The 18,809-nt window shown below is 61.0% G+C and carries 16 protein-coding genes; 11 read left to right on the forward strand and 5 right to left on the reverse strand.

The genetic code is table 11. The annotated features are described in order from the left end of the window. Positions 1-39: 39 nt before the first annotated feature. Together B9A31_RS21805 and B9A31_RS21810 are read right to left on the reverse strand one after the other, a co-directional pair. The gene (locus B9A31_RS21805; RefSeq protein WP_019099076.1) at positions 40-861 is read right to left on the reverse strand and encodes an aldo/keto reductase; all 822 of its coding nucleotides are present in this window, start codon (positions 859-861) and stop codon (positions 40-42) included. Next, complete coding sequence (locus B9A31_RS21810) at positions 849-1,754, reverse strand: LysR family transcriptional regulator (RefSeq protein ID WP_019099075.1); 906 nt, start codon at positions 1,752-1,754, stop codon at positions 849-851. Before B9A31_RS21810 ends, B9A31_RS21805 begins: the two co-directional genes overlap by 13 nt. Before the next feature lie 140 nt (positions 1,755-1,894). On the opposite strand from B9A31_RS21810, the gene B9A31_RS21815 reads away from it, so the two are divergent. The 9 genes from B9A31_RS21815 (at position 1,895) to B9A31_RS21850 (ending at position 10,304) form a co-directional block, all read left to right on the forward strand. Continuing rightward, a complete protein-coding gene (locus B9A31_RS21815; RefSeq protein ID WP_016715303.1) occupies positions 1,895-2,593 on the forward strand; it encodes a CoA transferase subunit A in 699 nt (232 codons plus the stop codon). Between the two features lie 35 nt (positions 2,594-2,628). Then, entirely contained in the window at positions 2,629-3,285 is a 657-nt protein-coding gene (locus B9A31_RS21820) for a CoA transferase subunit B (protein ID WP_012272371.1), read from the forward strand. Between the two features lie 192 nt (positions 3,286-3,477). Further along, positions 3,478-4,896: a short-chain fatty acid transporter gene (locus B9A31_RS21825; RefSeq protein ID WP_084297357.1), complete on the forward strand. Its 1,419-nt coding sequence runs from the start codon at positions 3,478-3,480 to the stop codon at positions 4,894-4,896. 76 nt (positions 4,897-4,972) lie between these two features. Next, on the forward strand, positions 4,973-5,515 hold the full coding sequence (locus B9A31_RS21830) for a helix-turn-helix domain-containing protein (protein ID WP_084297358.1): 543 nt from the start codon (positions 4,973-4,975) through the stop codon (positions 5,513-5,515). Positions 5,516-5,765: 250 nt separating this feature from the next. Continuing rightward, positions 5,766-5,942 (forward strand): EPS-associated small membrane protein EppA, encoded by a 177-nt coding sequence (gene eppA / locus B9A31_RS27340; protein ID WP_016487266.1) that lies wholly within the window; start codon positions 5,766-5,768, stop codon positions 5,940-5,942. 264 nt (positions 5,943-6,206) lie between these two features. Next, positions 6,207-6,764 (forward strand): polysaccharide biosynthesis/export family protein, encoded by a 558-nt coding sequence (locus tag B9A31_RS21835; RefSeq protein WP_019096225.1) that lies wholly within the window; start codon positions 6,207-6,209, stop codon positions 6,762-6,764. A 24-nt stretch (positions 6,765-6,788) separates the two neighbouring features. After that, entirely contained in the window at positions 6,789-7,904 is a 1,116-nt protein-coding gene (locus B9A31_RS21840; RefSeq protein ID WP_019096226.1) for a hypothetical protein, read from the forward strand. A gap of 19 nt (positions 7,905-7,923) precedes the next feature. Next, positions 7,924-9,486 carry a GumC family protein gene (locus B9A31_RS21845; RefSeq protein ID WP_019096227.1) on the forward strand — a complete coding sequence of 521 codons (1,563 nt, stop codon included), beginning with the start codon at positions 7,924-7,926 and terminating at the stop codon, positions 9,484-9,486. An 11-nt stretch (positions 9,487-9,497) separates the two neighbouring features. After that, positions 9,498-10,304, forward strand: a complete 807-nt coding sequence (locus tag B9A31_RS21850) for a CpsD/CapB family tyrosine-protein kinase (protein ID WP_016715296.1) — start codon at positions 9,498-9,500, stop codon at positions 10,302-10,304. Positions 10,305-10,349: 45 nt separating this feature from the next. On the opposite strand, the gene galE is transcribed toward B9A31_RS21850, so the two are convergent. The 3 genes from galE to B9A31_RS21865 form a co-directional block, all read right to left on the reverse strand. Further along, complete coding sequence (gene galE, locus B9A31_RS21855; RefSeq protein ID WP_019096228.1) at positions 10,350-11,324, reverse strand: UDP-glucose 4-epimerase GalE; 975 nt, start codon at positions 11,322-11,324, stop codon at positions 10,350-10,352. A gap of 106 nt (positions 11,325-11,430) precedes the next feature. Continuing rightward, positions 11,431-14,031 carry a cellulase family glycosylhydrolase gene (locus B9A31_RS21860; protein ID WP_084297391.1) on the reverse strand — a complete coding sequence of 867 codons (2,601 nt, stop codon included), beginning with the start codon at positions 14,029-14,031 and terminating at the stop codon, positions 11,431-11,433. Positions 14,032-14,036: 5 nt separating this feature from the next. After that, the gene (locus B9A31_RS21865) at positions 14,037-15,563 is read right to left on the reverse strand and encodes an O-antigen ligase family protein (RefSeq protein WP_084297359.1); all 1,527 of its coding nucleotides are present in this window, start codon (positions 15,561-15,563) and stop codon (positions 14,037-14,039) included. A gap of 95 nt (positions 15,564-15,658) precedes the next feature. Between B9A31_RS21865 and B9A31_RS21870 the strand changes: the two genes are divergently transcribed. Together B9A31_RS21870 and B9A31_RS21880 are read left to right on the forward strand one after the other, a co-directional pair. Further along, complete coding sequence (locus B9A31_RS21870) at positions 15,659-17,035, forward strand: oligosaccharide flippase family protein (RefSeq protein WP_016715292.1); 1,377 nt, start codon at positions 15,659-15,661, stop codon at positions 17,033-17,035. A gap of 236 nt (positions 17,036-17,271) precedes the next feature. Beyond that, positions 17,272-18,738: an FAD-dependent oxidoreductase gene (locus B9A31_RS21880; RefSeq protein WP_025754150.1), complete on the forward strand. Its 1,467-nt coding sequence runs from the start codon at positions 17,272-17,274 to the stop codon at positions 18,736-18,738. The last annotated feature ends 71 nt before the right edge of the window (positions 18,739-18,809 follow it).

Below are 18,809 nucleotides of genomic sequence, written 5' to 3' on the forward strand. Positions count from 1 at the left end.
GGGCCGCAAAGCAACCCCAGGATGCTCAAGGCTGGCTGCTTACACCATCGCCAACCGCTGCTTGCGCGTCGGTGTCGGGAACGCCCGGTCTATCGCTCGCAGGTCTTCACTGTTCAAGGTCAATAAACCCGCAGCAGCATTCAGCCGCACATGCTCAGGTGTCACGGCTTTGGGGATGGCGATCACCCCGTCGTTGCGGGTCACCCAGGCCAGGCTGACCTGGGCGGGTGTAGCACCATGGCGCTCGGCGATTTCTGCCAGCACGGGGTGCTGCAACAGGCGCCCGGCCTGAGCCAGCGGGCAGTAGGCCATGGTCGGCAGCGCACGTTTTTCGCACCACGGCAGCAGGTCGAACTCGATGCCACGCTGAGCCGGGTTGTACAGCACCTGGTTGGTGGCACAGTCAGGGTTGTGCAGTTCGCGCAGGTCGTCCACGTCGAAATTGGACACGCCCCAGCGTTTGATCTTGCCTTGCTCGCGCAAGCGCTCGAAAGCATCGACCGTTTCTTCCAGTGGGTGCTGGCCACGCCAGTGCAGCAGGTACAGGTCAATGCAGTCAGTCCCCAAACGAGTGAGGCTGCGCTCACAGGCAGCTGCCATACCGCGCGCACTCGCATTGTGCGGGTATACCTTGCTGACCAGAAACACCTGATCGCGACGCCCCGCAATGGCCTGGCCAACCACGGCTTCTGCCCCGCCTTCGGCATACATCTCTGCCGTGTCGAGCAGGGTCAGGCCCAGCTCGATGCCCTGTTGCAAGGCCGCCACTTCTGCCGCTTTGCGGCCAGGGTCTTCCCCCATATACCAGGTGCCTTGGCCAATGGCCGGAACGCTCGAACCTGCCAGTTTCACGTAACGCATGTCACCTCCGGGATCCGGGTATTGGAATGCAGAACCTCAAGCAGCGCCTGCGCTGCGGTGGAAAGCTTGTGTTCGCTAAGGGCAATCACGCCGATACGCCGCTCGACCGTGGGCTCCACCAAGGTCACGCAACGGGCGCCCAGCTCTTGCATCTGGTTGATGCACAGCGCCGGTACGGCACTGACTCCCAGGCCGCTGGCGACCATGCGGCCGATGGTCGCCAACTGGTGGCTTTCGAAGGCCACGGCCAGTTTGCCGTGCTGGGGGGCCACATTCTGCTCCATCAGCAGGCGCACTGCCGAAGGACGTTGCAGGGCGACGAAGTCTTCGGCCATCAGCTGTGCCCAGCTCACCTCCGGCAGCAGTGCCAAGGGCGAGTCGGCAGGTACCACCGCAACGAAACGGTCCATGTACAACGGGTGGAAGTCCAGCCCGTCGATGTTGTCCGGCTCGAAGCCGATGCCCAGTTCGACGCGGCGATGGCGCACCAGTTCCTGCACCTGTTCATTGATCACGTCATGCACGGTGACGTTGACCTTGGGGTAGCGTTGGCGAAACACCTTGAGCGAGTGGGGCAACAGGTTGCCGGCGAAGGCCGGCATGGCTGCCACCGCCACGCGGCCCAGTTGCAAGGTGAAGCGCTGGCGGAGCATCTCCTCGGTGTCGTCCCAATCGGCCAGAAGCCGCCGTGCCAGTGGCAGCAGCACTTCGCCTTCGGCGGTCAGGCTGACACTGCGCGTGGTGCGGCTGAGCAGGGCACCGCCGAGGTTTTCTTCCAGGGCCTTGATAGTCAGGCTGAGGGCGGGCTGTGAGACATGCAGGTGCTCTCCGGCCTGGGCAAAGCTCTGGTACTTGGCCACGGCGACAAAAGCACGCAGTTGCTTGACGTTCATGACGGGCCTATTTTTTGTTTTGTAAAAGTTATCAATCGATGACGAAAACAAAATTAACAAATCAGTCGCTTGCGGTGAAGATGTCTGCACACGCTCACCGACAGCTTCGTCGGTTCAACAACTACAAAAGGCGGATCAGCATGGCCGGACTGGACAAGCGCGTTGCAACCTATGAACAGGCCCTTGAAGGCCTGACCGACAACATGACGGTACTGGCCGGTGGTTTCGGCCTGTGCGGCATCCCGGAAAACCTCATTGGCGAAATCAAGCGGCGCGGCGTCAAGGGCCTGACCGTGGTTTCCAACAACTGCGGCGTCGACGGCTTTGGTCTGGGCGTGCTGCTGGAAGACCGGCAGATCCGCAAGATGGTCGCTTCCTACGTGGGCGAAAACGCCGAGTTCGAACGCCAGCTGCTCAGCGGCGAGCTGGAGGTGGAGCTGACTCCGCAGGGCACCCTCGCCGAGAAAATGCGCGCAGGAGGTGCCGGTATTCCGGCGTTCTACACCGCCACCGGGTACGGCACCCCGGTTGCCGACGGCAAGGAGGTGCGCGAGTTCAAGGGCCGCAAGTACATCCTTGAAGAGTCCATCACAGGCGACTTCGCCATCGTCAAGGGCTGGAAGGCTGACCACTACGGCAACGTGGTGTACCGCAACACGGCGCAAAACTTCAACCCGCTGGCAGCCACCGCCGGCAAGATCACCGTGGTCGAAGTGGAAGAAATCGTCGAGCCAGGCGTCCTGTTGCCCAGCGAAATCCATACCCCGGGCATCTATGTGGACCGGGTTATCGTCGGCACCTTCGAAAAGCGTATCGAAAAGCGCACCGTCAAGGCCTGAGTGCCATCCACCAGAACAACAAAGAGATCCTGATCATGGCACTGACCCGCGAACAGATGGCGCAACGCGTTGCCCGCGAACTGAAGGACGGCTACTACGTGAACCTGGGTATCGGCATTCCGACCCTGGTGGCCAACTACGTCCCCGCCGACATGGATGTGATGCTGCAATCGGAAAACGGCCTGCTCGGCATGGGCGAATTCCCGACCGAAAGTACGATTGATGCCGACATGATCAACGCCGGCAAGCAAACCGTCACCGCCCGCCGCGGTGCCTCGATCTTCGATTCGGCGCAGTCGTTCGCCATGATCCGAGGCGGCCACGTCGACCTGACCGTACTGGGGGCCTTCGAGGTGGACGTGCAGGGCAACATCGCCTCGTGGATGATCCCGGGCAAGCTGGTCAAGGGCATGGGCGGTGCCATGGACCTGGTGGCTGGCGCCGATAACATCATCGTCACCATGACCCACGCCTCCAAGGACGGCGAGTCCAAACTGTTGCCGCAGTGCAGCCTGCCACTCACCGGCGCTGGCTGCATCCGCAAGGTGCTGACCGACCTGGCCTACCTGGAAATCGAAGACGGCGCCTTCATCCTGCGCGAGACCGCACCAGGGGTGAGCGTGGAGGAAATCATCGAGAAAACCGCCGGCAAGCTGATCGTGCCGGATGATGTGAAGGAAATGACCTTCTAATCACTCGCTTTACACCGCCCCCTGTAGGAGCGGCCTTGTGTCGCGAAAGGGCTGCAAAGCAGCCCCGCGATTTCGGCCTCGACGCTGAGATCAGGGGCCGCTTTGCGGCCCTTTCGCGACACAAAGCTGCTCCTACAGGGGTTTTGTGTTTTTGCTGTTTTATCCGATAAAACCAATAAAAGGAATTCAACTGTGGCCGCTGAAATCCAAGACAGCCGCTCCGCCCGCTTTGCCTTGCGTTGTTCCAACTGGGCGGAACGCTGGTTCCCCGATTCCTGGGTGTTCGCCGCGCTGGCGGTGCTGCTGGTGTGCATCGGCGCGCTGGCCATGGGGGCCAAGCCGACCGACACCGCCAAAGCCTTTGGCGATGGCTTCTGGAGCCTGATTCCGTTCACCATGCAGATGGCCTTCGTGGTTATCGGCGGTTATGTGGTGGCCAGCTCGCCGCCTGCTGCACGGCTGATCGACCGCCTGGCGCGCATCCCTGGCAATGGTCGCTCGGCAGTGTGCTGGGTCGCGCTGATCTCGATGTTGGCCTCTTTGCTCAACTGGGGCCTGTCGCTGGTATTCGGTGGCCTCCTGGTACGCGCCCTGGCACGGCGCACCGAGCTGAAAATGGACTACCGTGCCGCAGGTGCTGCTGCCTACCTGGGCCTGGGCGCGGTATGGGCTTTGGGCCTGTCGTCATCGGCTGCTCAACTGCAAGCCAACCCGGCCAGCCTGCCCCCTTCGATCCTGTCGATTACCGGGGTCATCCCGTTCACCGAAACCATTTTCCTCTGGCAATCCGGCGTAATGCTGGCGGCGCTGGTGGTGTTGTCGCTGGTGATTGCCTACGCCACGGCCCCTGGGCCAAACAGTGCACGCAGCGCCGAAGACTGCGGTGTCGACCCCAGTTTCACCGCGCCACCGGCACCGCAACGTACGCGCCCGGGGGAGTGGCTGGAGCACAGCCCGATCCTGATTCTGCTGCTGGTGGCCCTGGCTGCTGGCTGGCTGTACCAGGAGTTCGCCACTAAACCTGCGATCACGGCGATTTCCGGGCTGAACACCTACAACCTGTTGTTCATCATGCTGGGTGCCTTGTTGCACTGGCGCCCGCGCAGCTTTCTTGACGCCGTAGCGAGAGCGGTACCGACCACCACCGGGGTGCTGATCCAGTTCCCGCTTTATGGCTCGATTGCTGCCATCCTTACCCAGGTCAAAGGTGTGGATGAGCAGACCCTTGCGCACCACATCTCGCTGTTCTTCACCCAGATCGCCACCCATGACACCTATGCGGTGCTGATGGGCGTTTATTCGGCGGTGCTGGGCTTCTTCATCCCTTCGGGCGGTGGCAAGTGGATCATCGAAGCGCCTTACGTGATGCTGGTGGCCAACGACCTGCAGTACCATCTGGGCTGGGCGGTACAGATCTACAATGCTGCCGAAGCCCTGCCGAACCTGATCAACCCGTTCTACATGCTGCCGCTGCTGGGCGTGCTAGGGCTCAAGGCGCGCGACCTGATCGGTTTTTCCTTCGTCCAGTTGCTGGTGCATGTGCCGCTGGTGCTGGTGTTGCTGTGGGCGCTAGGTACGACGCTGCAGTATGTGCCGCCGGTAATGCCGTAGTTAAAGGGGCTCTCAGGCTTGGCGTCAGCTTTCAGACGCGTATCATGGCTGCCTCAGCCTGGGAAACCCGCGTCACATGTCTATCCGATTGAAACTGCTGCGTAAGAAACTGGGGATGACTCTGGAAGTGCTGGCCGAAAAGACCGGCATGACCAAAAGCTACCTGTCCAAGGTCGAGCGTGGTCTCAACACACCCTCGATCGCAGCCGCGCTGAAGCTGGCGCGGGCGCTGAACGTCAATGTTGAAGAGCTGTTCGCCGAAGAACAGACAGGGCCGAGCCGCTACAGTCTGGTGCGCCATGGCGAACGCCAGGCTTTGGTCGGCGATGGGCGAGGGCCGGGGTACGCGGCCCTCACCAGCCAGGTGGGGCAGCGCAGCCTGTTGCCGTTCCTGATCCAGCCGCCTTCCGAATTCAGTGACCCCACGTTCAAGGAGCATCAGGGCGAGGAGTTCCTGTTCGTGCATGCCGGCCAGGTCGAGGTGGATTTCATGAACGAGCGGGTGCTGCTGGCACAGGGCGATGCCCTGCATTTCAACGCCCAGACACCCCACCGACTGCGCTCGTTGGGTGCGCAACCGGCGCAGCTGCTGGTCGTGGTTCACCACGCGGACGAATGAAAAGCCAGGGGCGTGTGGCACGGCCCCATGCCTTCTCGACCGTGATGCACAGCCTCCATTCCGACAGTGTACGGTTGCACATTCTGCATGTCGGTATTTTGACGATAGCGCCCATCGTCCATTGAATTTTATTATGGTGTCGGATCATTGACGTAGTGTCATTGTGCCCATAAGCTCAATTCAACAGCGAAACAACTCCCGCCACACCACGCAAATAACTAATTGATTTTCCTGTTTTTTGGAGGGGCGTATGCGCACGACTCTGATTATCAAATCGATGTTTTTGCTGGTGTTGCTGAGTGGTGCCGCTCGCGCAGCAGATTCGTATGTAAATCAAAACAGTATCATTCCTGTTTCAACCGCAGGCTGGTTGTTGGCTTTTGCTGTTGTGGGTTTTGTGCTGGTGGCTAACAGAAGAAAGATTTGAACCTGCTCGGCACGTTTATAAAGTACAACGCGTTGCCCCAAGCCTTGGGCCTGGCTTGTGAATTCCCCAACCGTTGCTATATTCCCATTAGCCCATGAGGCCCACGGTTGCAGCACCTTGCAGCCCTCGTATACAGCGTCAAGGTAAAGGCCTCCAGGAAGGTAGGGGCCATCGCGGCGGATGTCGGTCGCGAAGCGGAGCGAGAGTTGGTGTGCTGTTCTCATTCAGTGCTCTTTGTCGGGCCATTTGGCCGGAGGGACCCTCATGAAGCGTTCGTTGATTGCCGCATTCTGCATGCTGACTGTGTGGTCTGGCGTGGGCAACGCCGACCAGAGCAGTGCGACTTACCTGCTCAGCCCCGGCGATGTCGTCATGGTTTCGGTGTGGCAGGAAGACAGCCTGCGTCAAGAAGCCACCGTACTTCCCGATGGCAGTATTACCTTCCCCCTGGCCGGGCGCATCAATGTTGCCGGGCTGGATGTCACGGCGGTTGAAAAGCAAGTCGCTGCCAAACTCGAAAAGTTCCTCCCCGACCCGAACGTCAGCGTTGTCGTCAAGAGCATCGCCGGCAACCTGGTCTATGTCCAAGGCAAAGTGATCAAGCCGGGCCCTGTACAAATGGCAGGCCCTACGGCGGTGCTTCAGGCCCTGAGCATGTCGGGCGGCCTGGACAAGTTTGCGGACGAAAGCGAAATCAAGGTGGTCCGTGGCACTGGCGCTTCCCAAAAGATCCTGCCCGTGCGATATAAGGACCTGGTGTCTGGGCGGGACATGTCCACCAACATCCAACTTCAGGCTGGCGACACGCTGGTCGTTCCTTGATCTTGCCTTTAATAAGAACATTTAATGCATCTTCTTAAAACAACACGCATTGCAACGGCAATTCTGGTGTTGCCGTTCACGGACGCGGTCCTGGCGGCAAATTGGCAGTCCACGGTGGTGGTACCGACATCCGTCGAATACGACAGCAACCCTTTGTTGCTCACGTCGGGGGAAAAGGGCATAACGCGCACGATCATTGCGCCGGACTACACCCTGATCGGTACCTTCGACCGTGACGAACTGAGGTTGGGCTTGGGCATGCATGTGTTGCGCTCATCCGACACGGACATAGTCGATGACCGGGAAGACCCTGACCTGAGCCTGGGCTGGCAGCGCACGACCGAGCGTGGGCGTTTTGGCCTGGTGGCTCGCTATAACGAAAGCTCGACCCTGTCGGGAACCGTGCTGGACACTGGCGTGATCACCACCGACGGTACGCAAAAGCTGTATACGCTGACCGGCAACTGGAGCCAGGCGGTTACCGAACGCAGCACCCTGAGTAACGAAACCACGTACAGCCGCGCCCGTTATGACATCAGTACGCTGACGGGTTACGACGAATTGGCGAACGTCTTTACCTGGACCTACGCCTGGAGCGAGCGGGCCGACCTGTACACCCGTTTCGGCGCGCGGCGGTATGAGCCCGAGCAAGACCTTACCGCGACAGCCTCCAACAGCTACACCCCGGCGGTGGGGATCAAGTACCAGCTTTCGGATCGCCTGAGCGCCGACGCGCACGTAGGCGTCAACGAAGTATCCGGTGATGAAGGCGGCCGGCGCGGGGAGGGTGGCGTGTCGCTGCTTTACACCGGTGTGCGCGCAGATGCCAGTTTTACTGCCGAACGCAGCACGGTGGCCAGCGCCGAAGGTGGCTTCGCCGAGTTGGACCAGGTGCGCGGTGTGTGGAGTTATGCGGTCAGCGAGCTGAACCGGGTGGGCGCGGACGCGGCCTGGCAAGACAGCAAGGGGCAGAGCCCCAACACGTTACAGACTTACAGCGTATGGGCCAGCCGCCAGTTTTCGCCGTACTGGGACCTGCGCCTGTCGCTGATGTACAAGGAACGGCAGCAGGACCATGTAGCGGATGCAACCGCGACGATCGTTGGTTTGACGTTGACGTACAGGTACCCCGACATCTGAACTTCAGGCAGGTGGCCCCATGAAGTCTGACTACGAACTCTCCCTCAGGGATTACATCGCCATTATCAAGGACAGGGCCCTGGTGTTAGGGGTGAGTGCCGCAGTCATTCTTGCCGCGACCGTGGCCGTCGCGTTGATGGTGCCGCCGATCTACCAGTCGACCGGCACTATCCTGGTGGAGTCGCAGCAGATTTCGCCCGAGCTGGTGTCTACCAACAACACCAGCTTTGCCGATGAGCGCATCGAAGTGATCCGCCAGCGGGTGATGACCCGTGGGAACCTGCTGCGCATCATCGGCAAGTACGACCTGTTCGCCGACAAGCGCCTCAGCGAAAGCGACAAGATCGACCAGATGCGCAATGCCATCGTGGTCGAAACCCTCACCACCTTCGTGCGCGGGCGGGGTGAAGCCACCGTGGCGTTCAATGTGTCCTTCGAGCACAAGCAGGCGCAAGTGGCCAAGGAAGTGGCTGACGAACTGGTGACGCTGTTCCTCAACGAGAACCTCAAGCAGCGCACCGAACGGGCCAACGAAACCACCGAATTTCTCACCCAGGAGGCCAACAAGCTGGGCGCCGAGTTGGCCAGCCTGGAAAACCAGCTGGCCGACTTCAAGCAAGCCCATGCCAACGCCTTGCCCGAGCACCAGACCCTGCGCATGAACATGCTGTCGCGCTCGGAGCTGGAATTCCGTGAAGTCGACCGTGACTACAAGGCTGCCCAGGAAGAGCTGCGCTACCTTGAGCTGGAATTGTCCGCCGCCAATGCTGGCCTGGCCACCAAGGCAACCGAAGGCAGCAAATCAGCGAGCGCCGACCAGCCCGAGGACCTGCCGAGCCTGAAGGCTGAATACGCCCGCTTGCTGACTCGCTACAAAGACGCTCACCCGGATGTGGTGGCGATCAAACGCAAGATTCAGGCGCTCGAAGCCACGGGCGGTCGCACGGCAGCGGCTTCCACGGTGGGCCTCGATGTTGCCCGCGTGCGCGCCAAGATGAGTGCAGCCCAGGAACGTATCAGTTCGCTGGCCGAGCAGAAGCGCGAACTGACCAAAAAGATGGAAGGCTATGAGGCCGAGATCCTCGAAGCACCGCAGGTCGAACGTGGCCTGGTGACCTTGATGCGCGACCACGACAACGCGCGCAAGAAGTACGAAGAAATCCGCGCCAAGGAAATGGGCGCGAAGATTACCGAAAGCCTGGAACAGGAAAACAAGGCCGAGCGCTTCGTGCTGCTGGAGCCACCGTTGATGCCAGAGAAGCCGATCAAGCCCAACCGCAAGAAAATCGCGGCTCTGGGGCTGGTGCTGGCGCCGGCAGGCGGTGGTGCGCTGGTGATGCTGCTGGAAATGCTCAACCAGCGTGTGCGCGGCGTCGGTGCCCTGGAAAACCTGCTGGGCAAACGCGTGTTGGTGGCGGTGCCGTACATCGATACCAAAGCGGATGTGGCCAGGCGTAAACGCTGGCGGAACGGGTTGATCCTGGCGGCACTGGCACTGGCGGCTATCATGGTAGTGCTGGTGCACGTGTTCTACATGCCACTGGATGTGCTGTTGTTCAAAGTCATGTCTCGGTTTGCATAGGGAAAGCAGTGATGGACAGGATCAAGCCGGCTATTGGCAATAACGTTCACCCGGTGACACCGGGAACTCCCCAGGCCTTGTCACCTGCCCCGGGGACGGCACTGGCGGAAGTGCCTGGCCAGTTCGACTACGTGAACACCAAGGTAGTGCCGCTTCGCGCGGAGCACCTTGAACGTCACCGCATCGTGGCCTACAACAAGAACTCCAGCATGAACGGGCCGATCGACCTGCTGCGCACGCAGGTACTCAGGCTTATGGACGAAAACGGCTGGCGCACCTTGGCCATCACCTCACCCACACCTGAAGCGGGCAAGACGGTGCTGGCGATCAACCTGGCCATGAGCATCGCCCACCACACCACCAAGACTGCGCTGCTGGTGGACTTCGACTTGCGCCGGCCCAAGGTCGGCAGCAGCCTGGGCCTGCCCATGGAACAGGCGCTGAACGAGTTTTTGACGGACAAGGCCGAACTGCAGGAGTGCCTGGTCAACCCGACCCTGCCGCGTTTTGTAGTGTTGCCTACGCGGGTACCTGTGCCGTTGTCGACCGAGATGCTGTCGTCGCCCAAGGTGAACAACCTGATCAGCGATTTGCGCAACCGCTACGAGTCGCGCATCTGTATTTTCGATTTGCCTCCGTTGCTTAGCTCTGATGATGCGATCACCGTGATACCCAAGTTCGACTGTGTATTGCTGGTGGTGGCCAACGGGATGAACAACAAGAAGGAAATCGAGGATTGCCTGCATCACCTGGGGCAGGTGAACCTGATCGGGACCGTGCTGAACAAGGCTGACGAGCAACCGCGGACCTATTATTGAGGCCTGAAATCCAACCATTGGGGCTGCTACGCAGCCCCGAAGATGTCAGCCTTGCCGCGTAGTCCAGGGATACTGCAACTCCCAATGCCACGCATGCCTCACAATCTGCTCCAGCGATACAAACTCCGGCCGCCAGCTCAACACACTCAGCGCCTTGCCGGCATCAGCCACCAGGCGGGGCGGGTCGCCGGCGCGGCGTGGTGCGTCGAGTACGTGAATCTGCCGCCCGGTCACTGCGCGTGCAGTATCGATCACCTGCTGCACTGAAAACCCATGGCCGTTGCCCAGGTTGAATGCCGTACGTTCCCCACCCGCCAGCAGATAGTCCACAGCCAGCGCGTGCGCCGTCGCCAGGTCGGCCACATGGATGTAGTCGCGTATACAGGTGCCATCCGGCGTGTCGTAATCCCGGCCAAACACCGTCACCGCCTCACGTCGGCCCGCGGCAGCCTGCAGGATCAGCGGGATCAGGTGGGTTTCGGGCTCGTGGCGCTCTCCCAGCTGGCCTTCCGGGTCAGCGCCTGCTGCATTGAAATAGCGCAGGCAAACCGATTTCAAGCCATAGGCCCGGTCGAAGTCCTCGAGAATCTGCTCGACCATCCACTTGCTCAGCCCATACGGGTTGATTGGTCCTTTGGCATGCGCTTCATCGATTGGAATATAGAGCGGATTACCGTAAACGGCCGCGCTGGAAGAAAACACCAGATGCTTGATGCCGGCATTCACCATGGCCTGCAGCAGGCTAAGGGTGGCCGCGACATTATTCTGGTAGTACTTGCCAGGCGCGCTGACCGACTCGCCTACCTGAATGAACGAGGCAAAGTGAAAGACGGCATCAAAGCGGCACACACCAAACAACACATCCAGTGCGGCCTCGTCGGCGATATCCAGCTTGGCCCATTGGACGCCAGGTGCAGGTGCAACCAGGTCAGCCACCACCACCTCGTGGCCTGCAGCGATCAAGTGCTTGACCATATGCGAGCCGATGTAGCCGGCGCCACCGACAACCAGGAACTTCATCCGCACCTCCTGTGACCTGCTGTTTTACAAACGCGGTGAACCGTCCCTGAAAAGTTCAGGTGAATTGGCCAGCTACAGGTGACTTGAGCGTAGATGGCCAGATGCCCTATTTCAAGAACAGCCAGTTGGACATGTAGTTGCCGTCGAACGTAATCACGTAATGCCCGTCCTTGTACGTTGCCGGCAGGGGCTTGAGTTGGATCTGCGCATCGTGTGCGAACAGCTTCAGCCCGGCAGGTGCCTCGATGGTCAGGCTGCCCTCGAAGGGTTCGACATTGAATGGCGTCTTGTCATCGGCCTTGGGCATGGCGCGGGTACCCAGTGACAGCAACAGCTCCCGTGACTGGCCCAGCGGTTTGCCGTCCAGGCTCTGTACTGCGACGCTGGCGTAAGGCGTTTTCGTTTGCAGCTGAATGGCCCCCAGGCTGATCGAACGACCTCCCAGCCAGCCGGTGGCGGCCTGGCTCAGCGGTGTATCGATGGTGTAGATGCCTTGTTGCCAGTTGCGCTTGAGCTCGCCGGTGTCGGTCACCGATTCGGTAGCATCGGTGGCCAGCAGCGATTGCCCTGGGTCTTGCAGCACTTGCGCACCTGCGGGAATGGCGGCCGGTTTCAACCACGGCAACTCCGGTGTTTGCGGCAGGGCAATCTGCAGTTGGCCCTTCTCCATGGCTGTGCGCAACAAAGGCGAATTTCGTGGGGTGATCTCTTGGTTGTAAAGGGTGGTGGGCGTCGGTGCGAAAACGTAATGGGTGGTTGCAGGCTTCACATCGGCACGGCGATAGAGCAGGGCAGCAGCGGGCAGCGTGGCGATCATCGCGGGGTCGTTGTAGGCGTGCCAGTTGTCCGCCGTGCGCCAGCCGGGGTTGAAGGCCTGCTGGCTGTAGGCATATTGCATCAGTGCGTCCCAGCCCTGGTGGCTGGCAGTGCCGGCCACGTACAGCGGCAGCGAGTGGCGGTCGGGCAGTGGGAAAGGCTCGGCGTTCCATTCGGTGACGGTCAGCGGTTTGCCCACGACCTGGGCGGCGGCGATCCAGTCGATCATGCCGTCGCTGGTCAACGGGTTCTTCTCCAGTTGGCCGATGGCGCCGTAGCTGTGGGCATCGACGACGTCGCCTGCGGTCAGGGCCGGCAATGCGCTCAGGCCATTGCCGCCCCAGGTGCTGGTGGTGGCGATCGGCACCTTTACCCCCACGCTGCGCAGGTGAGTGATCATGTCGACGTTGAAGCGCTGTTCCAGGTCGTTGAGGAGCAGCTTCGACGGGCCGTGCTCCCACGCACGCCAGGTTTGGTCGACGGGCAGGTTGTACTGCCTGGCGAAGGCTTTGGCCGCTGCCATGTAGCGCTCACTGTGGCGCGGTACATCCTTGTTCGGCATCAGGGCGTTGCCGTAATGCTGGGTAAGGTCGTTCTCGTTGGTGATCAGCACGGCGGCGATGGCCGGGTCGTCCTTGTAGGCAAGGCCCGTGTACTTGTTCACATGGGTCAGGTACTGCTCGGCAAAGCGCTTCATCGCCGCCTGAATACTGTTGTTCACATAGGCATAGCCCTTCAGGTCGACGCGGTCATCCTTCTTGGGCAGCTCATCGAAATCGTCTATGTTGTCGTTGGCGGTAAGTGCGCGCTGTACGTGCATGTCCAGCCAGATGTAGATGCCTTCGTCCTTGAGCGCCTTGATCCACAGGTCGAGCTTGCGCAGGGACTCGGCACTGAGCTGCTGGGTGTCGCGCACCAGGGTACCGTCGCCGAACACGTTCGGGCTGACCCAGGGCGAGTCGTGGTGGTGCAGGCGCACCAGGTTGAACCCCAGTGCGGACAGGCGCTTGGCCTGTTGGCGAATTTCGTCGTCTGGGCTTTTGAACAGCGAATAGGCAGACAGGTTGGTGCCCCAGAAACGCACGGGGGTGTTGTCTTCGAACATCAGCTGTTCACCGACCGCCTTGACGAACCCACGTTTGCCGGCGGGCTTTTCCGCCGCGTTGAGGAACGACAGGTCCACCGGTGAAGTGCGCCAGTCGAGCTGATCATCGGGCCAGCTGGCGGGATCGGCCAGGCCGAAGCGCTCAGTGGGCGTGGGCCCCAGCTCGATGTCGCCGGTCACGTTGAGTACAGCCTTGAGTTGTTGCTTGCCGGCGTTGATCGGGTCTTTGTACAGGAACGCACGCAATTCGGACGGGTTGCCACGCTCGAAATACACCTTGGCCAGTGGCGGGTCGAAGCGCATTTCGATGCGCCGGCCTTGGTCAGCCTTGCCCCAGGACCAACCGCGATTGTCGGCCAGCAGTTGTGGCGCACCCATATCGCCGGCGATTTGCGCCGGGTCGAACTGGAACACCATGCCGCCACCCATCACCCCGGTCTGGCGGCTATGGGCGTCCAGGTCGAAGGCCCAGCTCAGGGTTTGTGCTTGCGCTTTGCGGATATCAGCCGCCAGGTCGAAGTCCAGCTCTTTGTTCTTGCCCCGCAGTGTGTACTGATAGGGGCCATTGACCTTGAAGTCGGTATAGAAGCCGGTCCAGCTCCAGTTGGCAGCCCAGAAGTCGAACTTGGCCTTCATCACCGGGCCACCGCCGTGTGTCACGGTGGGCAGCCCATTCTGTTCATCGACACTGACCTGCCAGCCGGAGCCCCAGCCGGCCAAGGGCAGCAAGGCCAGGCCGGCAATGGCCCAAAGTCGTACGAAAGGACGCAGGGATAGCACGTTCATGTACATTACCTGGGTTGTAGGCCGGGTTCGGCCAGTTCCATGGCCTGGCTGTCGTGCAGCCGGCGAACCATCTGGATGTAGGCCACACCCAGCCCCGCGATGGACCAGTAGACCACCGGGATGAAGGTGATGCTGCTGACGGTGAAGATGATCACCAGAATGCCCATCAGTGTCGCCAGCAACACCCGGCCGAGTTGTCGTCGTTCATCATCCTTGTCAGCGAAGCTGAGCATGGCCCTGCGGATCCCGTGCAGCACCACGGCAAAGAACGCCACAAACAGCCCGAGCCCCACCAGCCCGACCCGCAGCGCCAGGTTGATGTAGGTGTTGACGATGTCGATGATGCCTTCGCCCTGGATCATCGACTGCATTTCAGGTGTGTTGCGGAAGTCGAATGAGCCGAACAGCGGGTTGCGCTGGATGACGATCCAGGCGTTGTCCATCAGCCGCTCGCGGTAGGTGATGTTCTCTTTTTCCAGGTTGCCAATGAAGGGCAGCAGGTCCAGTACCTTTTCACCGCCGGGCACGATCGTGAGCAAGGGCAGGGCCAGCATGCCGGCTGCCCCCAGTAGCGCCAGGCGCTTGACGGCTCCTTTGCCCAGGGCAATGAACACCACCACGATGACCACGACGCCGATCCACGGGCCGCGTGACAACGGTGCGAACAGCCCGGCGGCCAGTAGCAGGGCGCCCAGGGCTTTGTGCAGCGGGCGTTGCACATAGCCCTGGACGAACAGGAACAGGCCGATGGCCACGCTCATCACATAGCCCAGGGCAATTGCCTGGCCGGTGGTGACGCTAGCCCGCAGCGCGCCGCCGCGGCTGAGGTAACCCGACATGCTCCAAGGCACGCCCATGGCATCGACCAGGGCGCTGTACAGCAGCCAGTGGCGTACATATTCGGCCACGGCGATCAGTGCCATGACGAAGGCGGTGAGCACGAAGGCCAGCATGGCATCTTTGAAGTCGCTTATCTGGCGCAGGCCGCGGCTGGCCACGTAATACGGCAGGAAGACGTCGACATACAAGTACAGCGCCTGGCGCAGGGTGTCGGTGGGGGTGGTTTCGCGCAAGTACAGCACACTCATCAGCATCAGGCCGGCCGCCAGTAGCTTGTCGGCCCAGGTGCGGCCAAAGCGCAAGGTGCCTGCCTGGCGGCTTAGCTGGAGCGCGGCGGGCAGCAGCACGCACAGGGTGAGCAGGCGGATATGGTTCAGGTCGACCAGGTAATTGACCACGCCAAATCCGGGCACCTGCACCGACGCAGGCGGGATGAGGAACAACAGCATGTAGAACAGTGCCATGGGGTTGTGTTCGCGGCGCCCGGCAATCAGCAGGATGACCGCGCCCGCACCCAGATACAGCCAGAAGCTGTGCGAGACGAAAGCCAGCACAGTCAGCAGGAACCACAAGTTGCGCCGGCGCTTGAAGTCAGCGAGCGGAATCAGCTCGGTGGCAGGGCGCCGCGCAAGCAGGAAGACCACGCTCGCCAAAAACAGGATGACGATCAACGCACGAAAATGTTCAGGCATCGGCTATGTACACCTTTCCCTCGGTGGGCAACGGCTAGCATCGTGGCTAATTGAAACTATAGTGACTTTTAGCCAATCAGTCAGAGATTGAAGTCATGCCGTCGATTGATGTGTCAGCCACCGCAAGCCTGCGCCAGCGGGCCATGAGGGCCGGGTCCTGGAACCTGGTGTCGCAGGTGGCGTCACAGGTCATGCGCCTTGGTGGCAACCTGATCATGGCCCGCTTGTTGCTGCCGGAAATGTTCGGGGTGATGGTCATTGCCACTACCGTTTCGGTACTGCTGCACCTGCTGTCCGATGTCGGCCTGCGCCAGAACATCATCCAGAGCCAACGGGGTGACGACCCGGACTTTCTCAATACCGCTTGGACCGTGCAGATCATCCGCGGCTTCGTGCTGTTCGGCCTGACCCTGTTGCTGGCTTTGTGTGCCTGGGTGGCGCAGTTCGAAGAACTGTGGCCGGCAGACTCCACCTATGCCGCGCCCATATTGCCGATGGTGCTGGCGGTTACCGGGCTGTCGGCGGTCATCTGGGGGTTCCAGTCCACCAAGATAGACGTGGCGGTACGCACTTTCCAACAGAAGCGTGTGGTACTGGTGGACCTGGCGTCACAAGCGGCCGGCCTGGTGGTGATGCTGGTGCTGGGCTTGCTGACCCATTCCATCTGGGCCTTGGTCATTGCCGGCCTGGTGTCTGCCGTGGCCTGGACTGTGCTGGGCCACACGGCGTTGGAGGGGCCGCGCAACCACCTGCGCTGGGACCGTACGGCGCTTACCGAACTGATCGTGTTTGGCCGCTGGATCCTGCTGTCGTCGATGGTGGGCGTGCTGGCCATGTACGGCGACCGCATCCTGTTCGGTGCCAGCATGTCGGCGGCGCAGCTGGGGGTGTATTCGATTGCCGTGCTGATCCTGGGCGCGGTGCAGACCGCACTGATGAAGATTGTGGGCGCCGTGGCGCTTCCTGCTTTCAGCGAAGCGGCCCGCGCCGACGACAAGGCGCGGCTGAAAGCGCTGTATCACCGTTTCCGCCTGCTGGTCGACCTGCTGGTGCTGTTCATCTGCGGTGGCTTCCTGACCGCCAGCCCTCTGCTGATCGGCTGGATGTACGACGAGCGATACAGTGAGGCAGGCTCGATGCTGGCGATTCTTTCGCTGTCGTTCATCGTATTGCGCTATACCTTGGCTCATCAGGTGTGGATCGCCTTGGGCCTGACCAAGTATCAAGCCATGGACAACATCATCCGCCTGGTCTCGCTGTGGGGGCTGCTACCGCTGCTGTTGGCGATTGGCGGTGTGGAATGGGCCATCTGGGGTGTTGCCCTGCATACCGTGCCCACGCTGGTGCTGGTTGTGTACGTGAATTGCAAGCTAGGTATCTTCAGCCTTAAACGTGAGCTGGTGGTGCTACCGATGCTACTGGTCGGGGCGCTGTGCGGGGCGCTGTTGACGGCCTTTTTCAACTGGCTGTGATGCAGCGTGCTGGGTGTAAATTCAACGGGTACAGGTCACGGGATCATGGGGAAGCTTACTTTTTGTAGTGCGCAGCTGGGGCGTAGGGGCTTTCTCCAGAGTTGTGTCTTGCTGGGCGTCGGTGGCGCTGTATTCGGCGCTTTTGCCCCCGTTGCTGGCAAACCTGTCGAAAAGCCCGGGTTCGTGGTGATCAACGGCTGGGTATTGCCGTCCCGTTACTTCCGGAACGAGCCAGCATGATCAAGGACTATCAGCAGCAGAAGGCGCTGCGCGATCATTACGATTTTTGCATCATTGGCGCCGGCCCGGCAGGTATTACCCTGGGCCTGCGCTTGGCCGCTGCGGGCTGGAGCGTGTTGCTCGCCGAGGGCGGCGGGCGTGAGTATGCGCCGCACTCGCAAGGCTTGTATGCTTGCGCGTCCACGGGCCTTGAACTGTACGCCGAGGAAACCCGCCTGCGTTACCTGGGCGGCACTTCCAACCATTGGGCCGGCCGTTGTCGCCCCTTCACGCCCTCCGACTTTTCTATCTCCCCGCCAGGCGACCTGCCTGGCTGGCCCATCGCCTATTCGGAGATCGAGGGTTACCTGCCTGCAGCCATGGAGATCGTAGACCTGCCGGCCGGGTCGGATTTTCGTGCGATGAATACCGGCCTCAAAGGCGGCGATTTCGAACCCGATCGTTTCCTGCTGAGCACACCCACGCGCTTTGCGCAGAAATACGCCACGGCCCTCGAACAGACCAAAGGCCTGGACGTGTTCATCAATTGCAACTGCGTGGACCTGGAGTTCGACAAGGCGTCCGGGCACCTGGCCGCCGTGATCCTGTCCGACTACGAACGCAATCGGCAGCGCCTGGTGGCAGGCAACTTCATTCTGGCCACCGGTGCCATCGAGAATGCCCGGCAATTGCTCAACAGTGAGACCTTGGTGGGCGCGGGCGTGGTGAACAAGGACGGGCTGGTTGGCGGGTGCTTCATGGAACACCTGAACATCGACCTGGGGACCTTCATCCTCAAGTCCGGGCAGGACCCGGAGCCACGCCAGTACTACACCACCGATGCCTTCGTCGATGAGTACAAGGCCGGCAAAGGCAACGTCACCGCCGCCTTGCTGGCCGATGTGCAAACTTATGGTCGTACCGCCGAGGTCAAACATTTTCTCGAAAACCTGGCCTGTGATTGGGGCTTCGCCAGCAAGGTAGCGTTCGTTGCCAAGTTCAGCTGCCCCGGTGATGGCGTGATCAGTACGATGATCGAGCAATTCCCGAACCTGCACAGCCGTATTTCGCTGCTGGACGAGAAGGACGCACTGGGCGTTGCCAAGGTCAATGTCAACTGGGCACTGACTGCCGATGACCGGCACACCATCAAGTGCATTGGCAGCGAGCTGGCCAAGCAGTTCGCCAACATGGACCTGGGCTTCGTCAAGCTCAACGACTTTGTCTACGACACGTCGATCCCGCTGAAGATGGCCCCGCATGCCCATCACATGGGCACCACGCGCATGGCCGCCTCGCCGCAGTACGGCGTGGTCGATACCAACTGCAAGGTGTTTGGTACCGAAAACCTGTACATCGCCGGCAGCAGTATTTTCGCCAAGGGCGGCGCCTCCAACCCGACCATGCCGCTGCTGCAGTTTGCCGTGCGGCTGGCCGACCACCTCAATGCCAAGATGACGGCGGCCAGGGGCGCCGTGGCGTGACGCTTGTTGTACATGGGTTGAGTGCGCTGCGGTCAGCAACCAGAAGAACGAGACCGGAACGCCTCAGGAAC

This window comes from Pseudomonas sp. URIL14HWK12:I5 (assembly GCF_900176445.1).
GTDB classification, from domain to species: Bacteria; Pseudomonadota; Gammaproteobacteria; order Pseudomonadales; family Pseudomonadaceae; genus Aquipseudomonas; species Aquipseudomonas monteilii.

Bases quoted from the DNA above. Each gene is read 5' to 3' on its own strand.
- B9A31_RS21865 (WP_084297359.1), bottom strand. From the start codon at position 15,563: ATGCCTGAACATTTTCGTGCGTTGATCGTCATCCTGTTTTTGGCGAGC.
- galE (WP_019096228.1), bottom strand. From the start codon at position 11,324: ATGAAGTTCCTGGTTGTCGGTGGCGCCGGCTACATCGGCTCGCATATG.
- eppA (WP_016487266.1), top strand. From the start codon at position 5,766: ATGCGCACGACTCTGATTATCAAATCGATGTTTTTGCTGGTGTTGCTG.
- B9A31_RS21880 (WP_025754150.1), top strand. From the start codon at position 17,272: ATGATCAAGGACTATCAGCAGCAGAAGGCGCTGCGCGATCATTACGAT.
- B9A31_RS21805 (WP_019099076.1), bottom strand. From the start codon at position 861: ATGCGTTACGTGAAACTGGCAGGTTCGAGCGTTCCGGCCATTGGCCAA.
- B9A31_RS21830 (WP_084297358.1), top strand. From the start codon at position 4,973: ATGTCTATCCGATTGAAACTGCTGCGTAAGAAACTGGGGATGACTCTG.
- B9A31_RS21820 (WP_012272371.1), top strand. From the start codon at position 2,629: ATGGCACTGACCCGCGAACAGATGGCGCAACGCGTTGCCCGCGAACTG.
- B9A31_RS21860 (WP_084297391.1), bottom strand. From the start codon at position 14,031: ATGAACGTGCTATCCCTGCGTCCTTTCGTACGACTTTGGGCCATTGCC.
- B9A31_RS21815 (WP_016715303.1), top strand. From the start codon at position 1,895: ATGGCCGGACTGGACAAGCGCGTTGCAACCTATGAACAGGCCCTTGAA.
- B9A31_RS21840 (WP_019096226.1), top strand. From the start codon at position 6,789: ATGCATCTTCTTAAAACAACACGCATTGCAACGGCAATTCTGGTGTTG.
- B9A31_RS21870 (WP_016715292.1), top strand. From the start codon at position 15,659: ATGCCGTCGATTGATGTGTCAGCCACCGCAAGCCTGCGCCAGCGGGCC.
- B9A31_RS21810 (WP_019099075.1), bottom strand. From the start codon at position 1,754: ATGAACGTCAAGCAACTGCGTGCTTTTGTCGCCGTGGCCAAGTACCAG.
- B9A31_RS21835 (WP_019096225.1), top strand. From the start codon at position 6,207: ATGAAGCGTTCGTTGATTGCCGCATTCTGCATGCTGACTGTGTGGTCT.
- B9A31_RS21845 (WP_019096227.1), top strand. From the start codon at position 7,924: ATGAAGTCTGACTACGAACTCTCCCTCAGGGATTACATCGCCATTATC.
- B9A31_RS21850 (WP_016715296.1), top strand. From the start codon at position 9,498: ATGGACAGGATCAAGCCGGCTATTGGCAATAACGTTCACCCGGTGACA.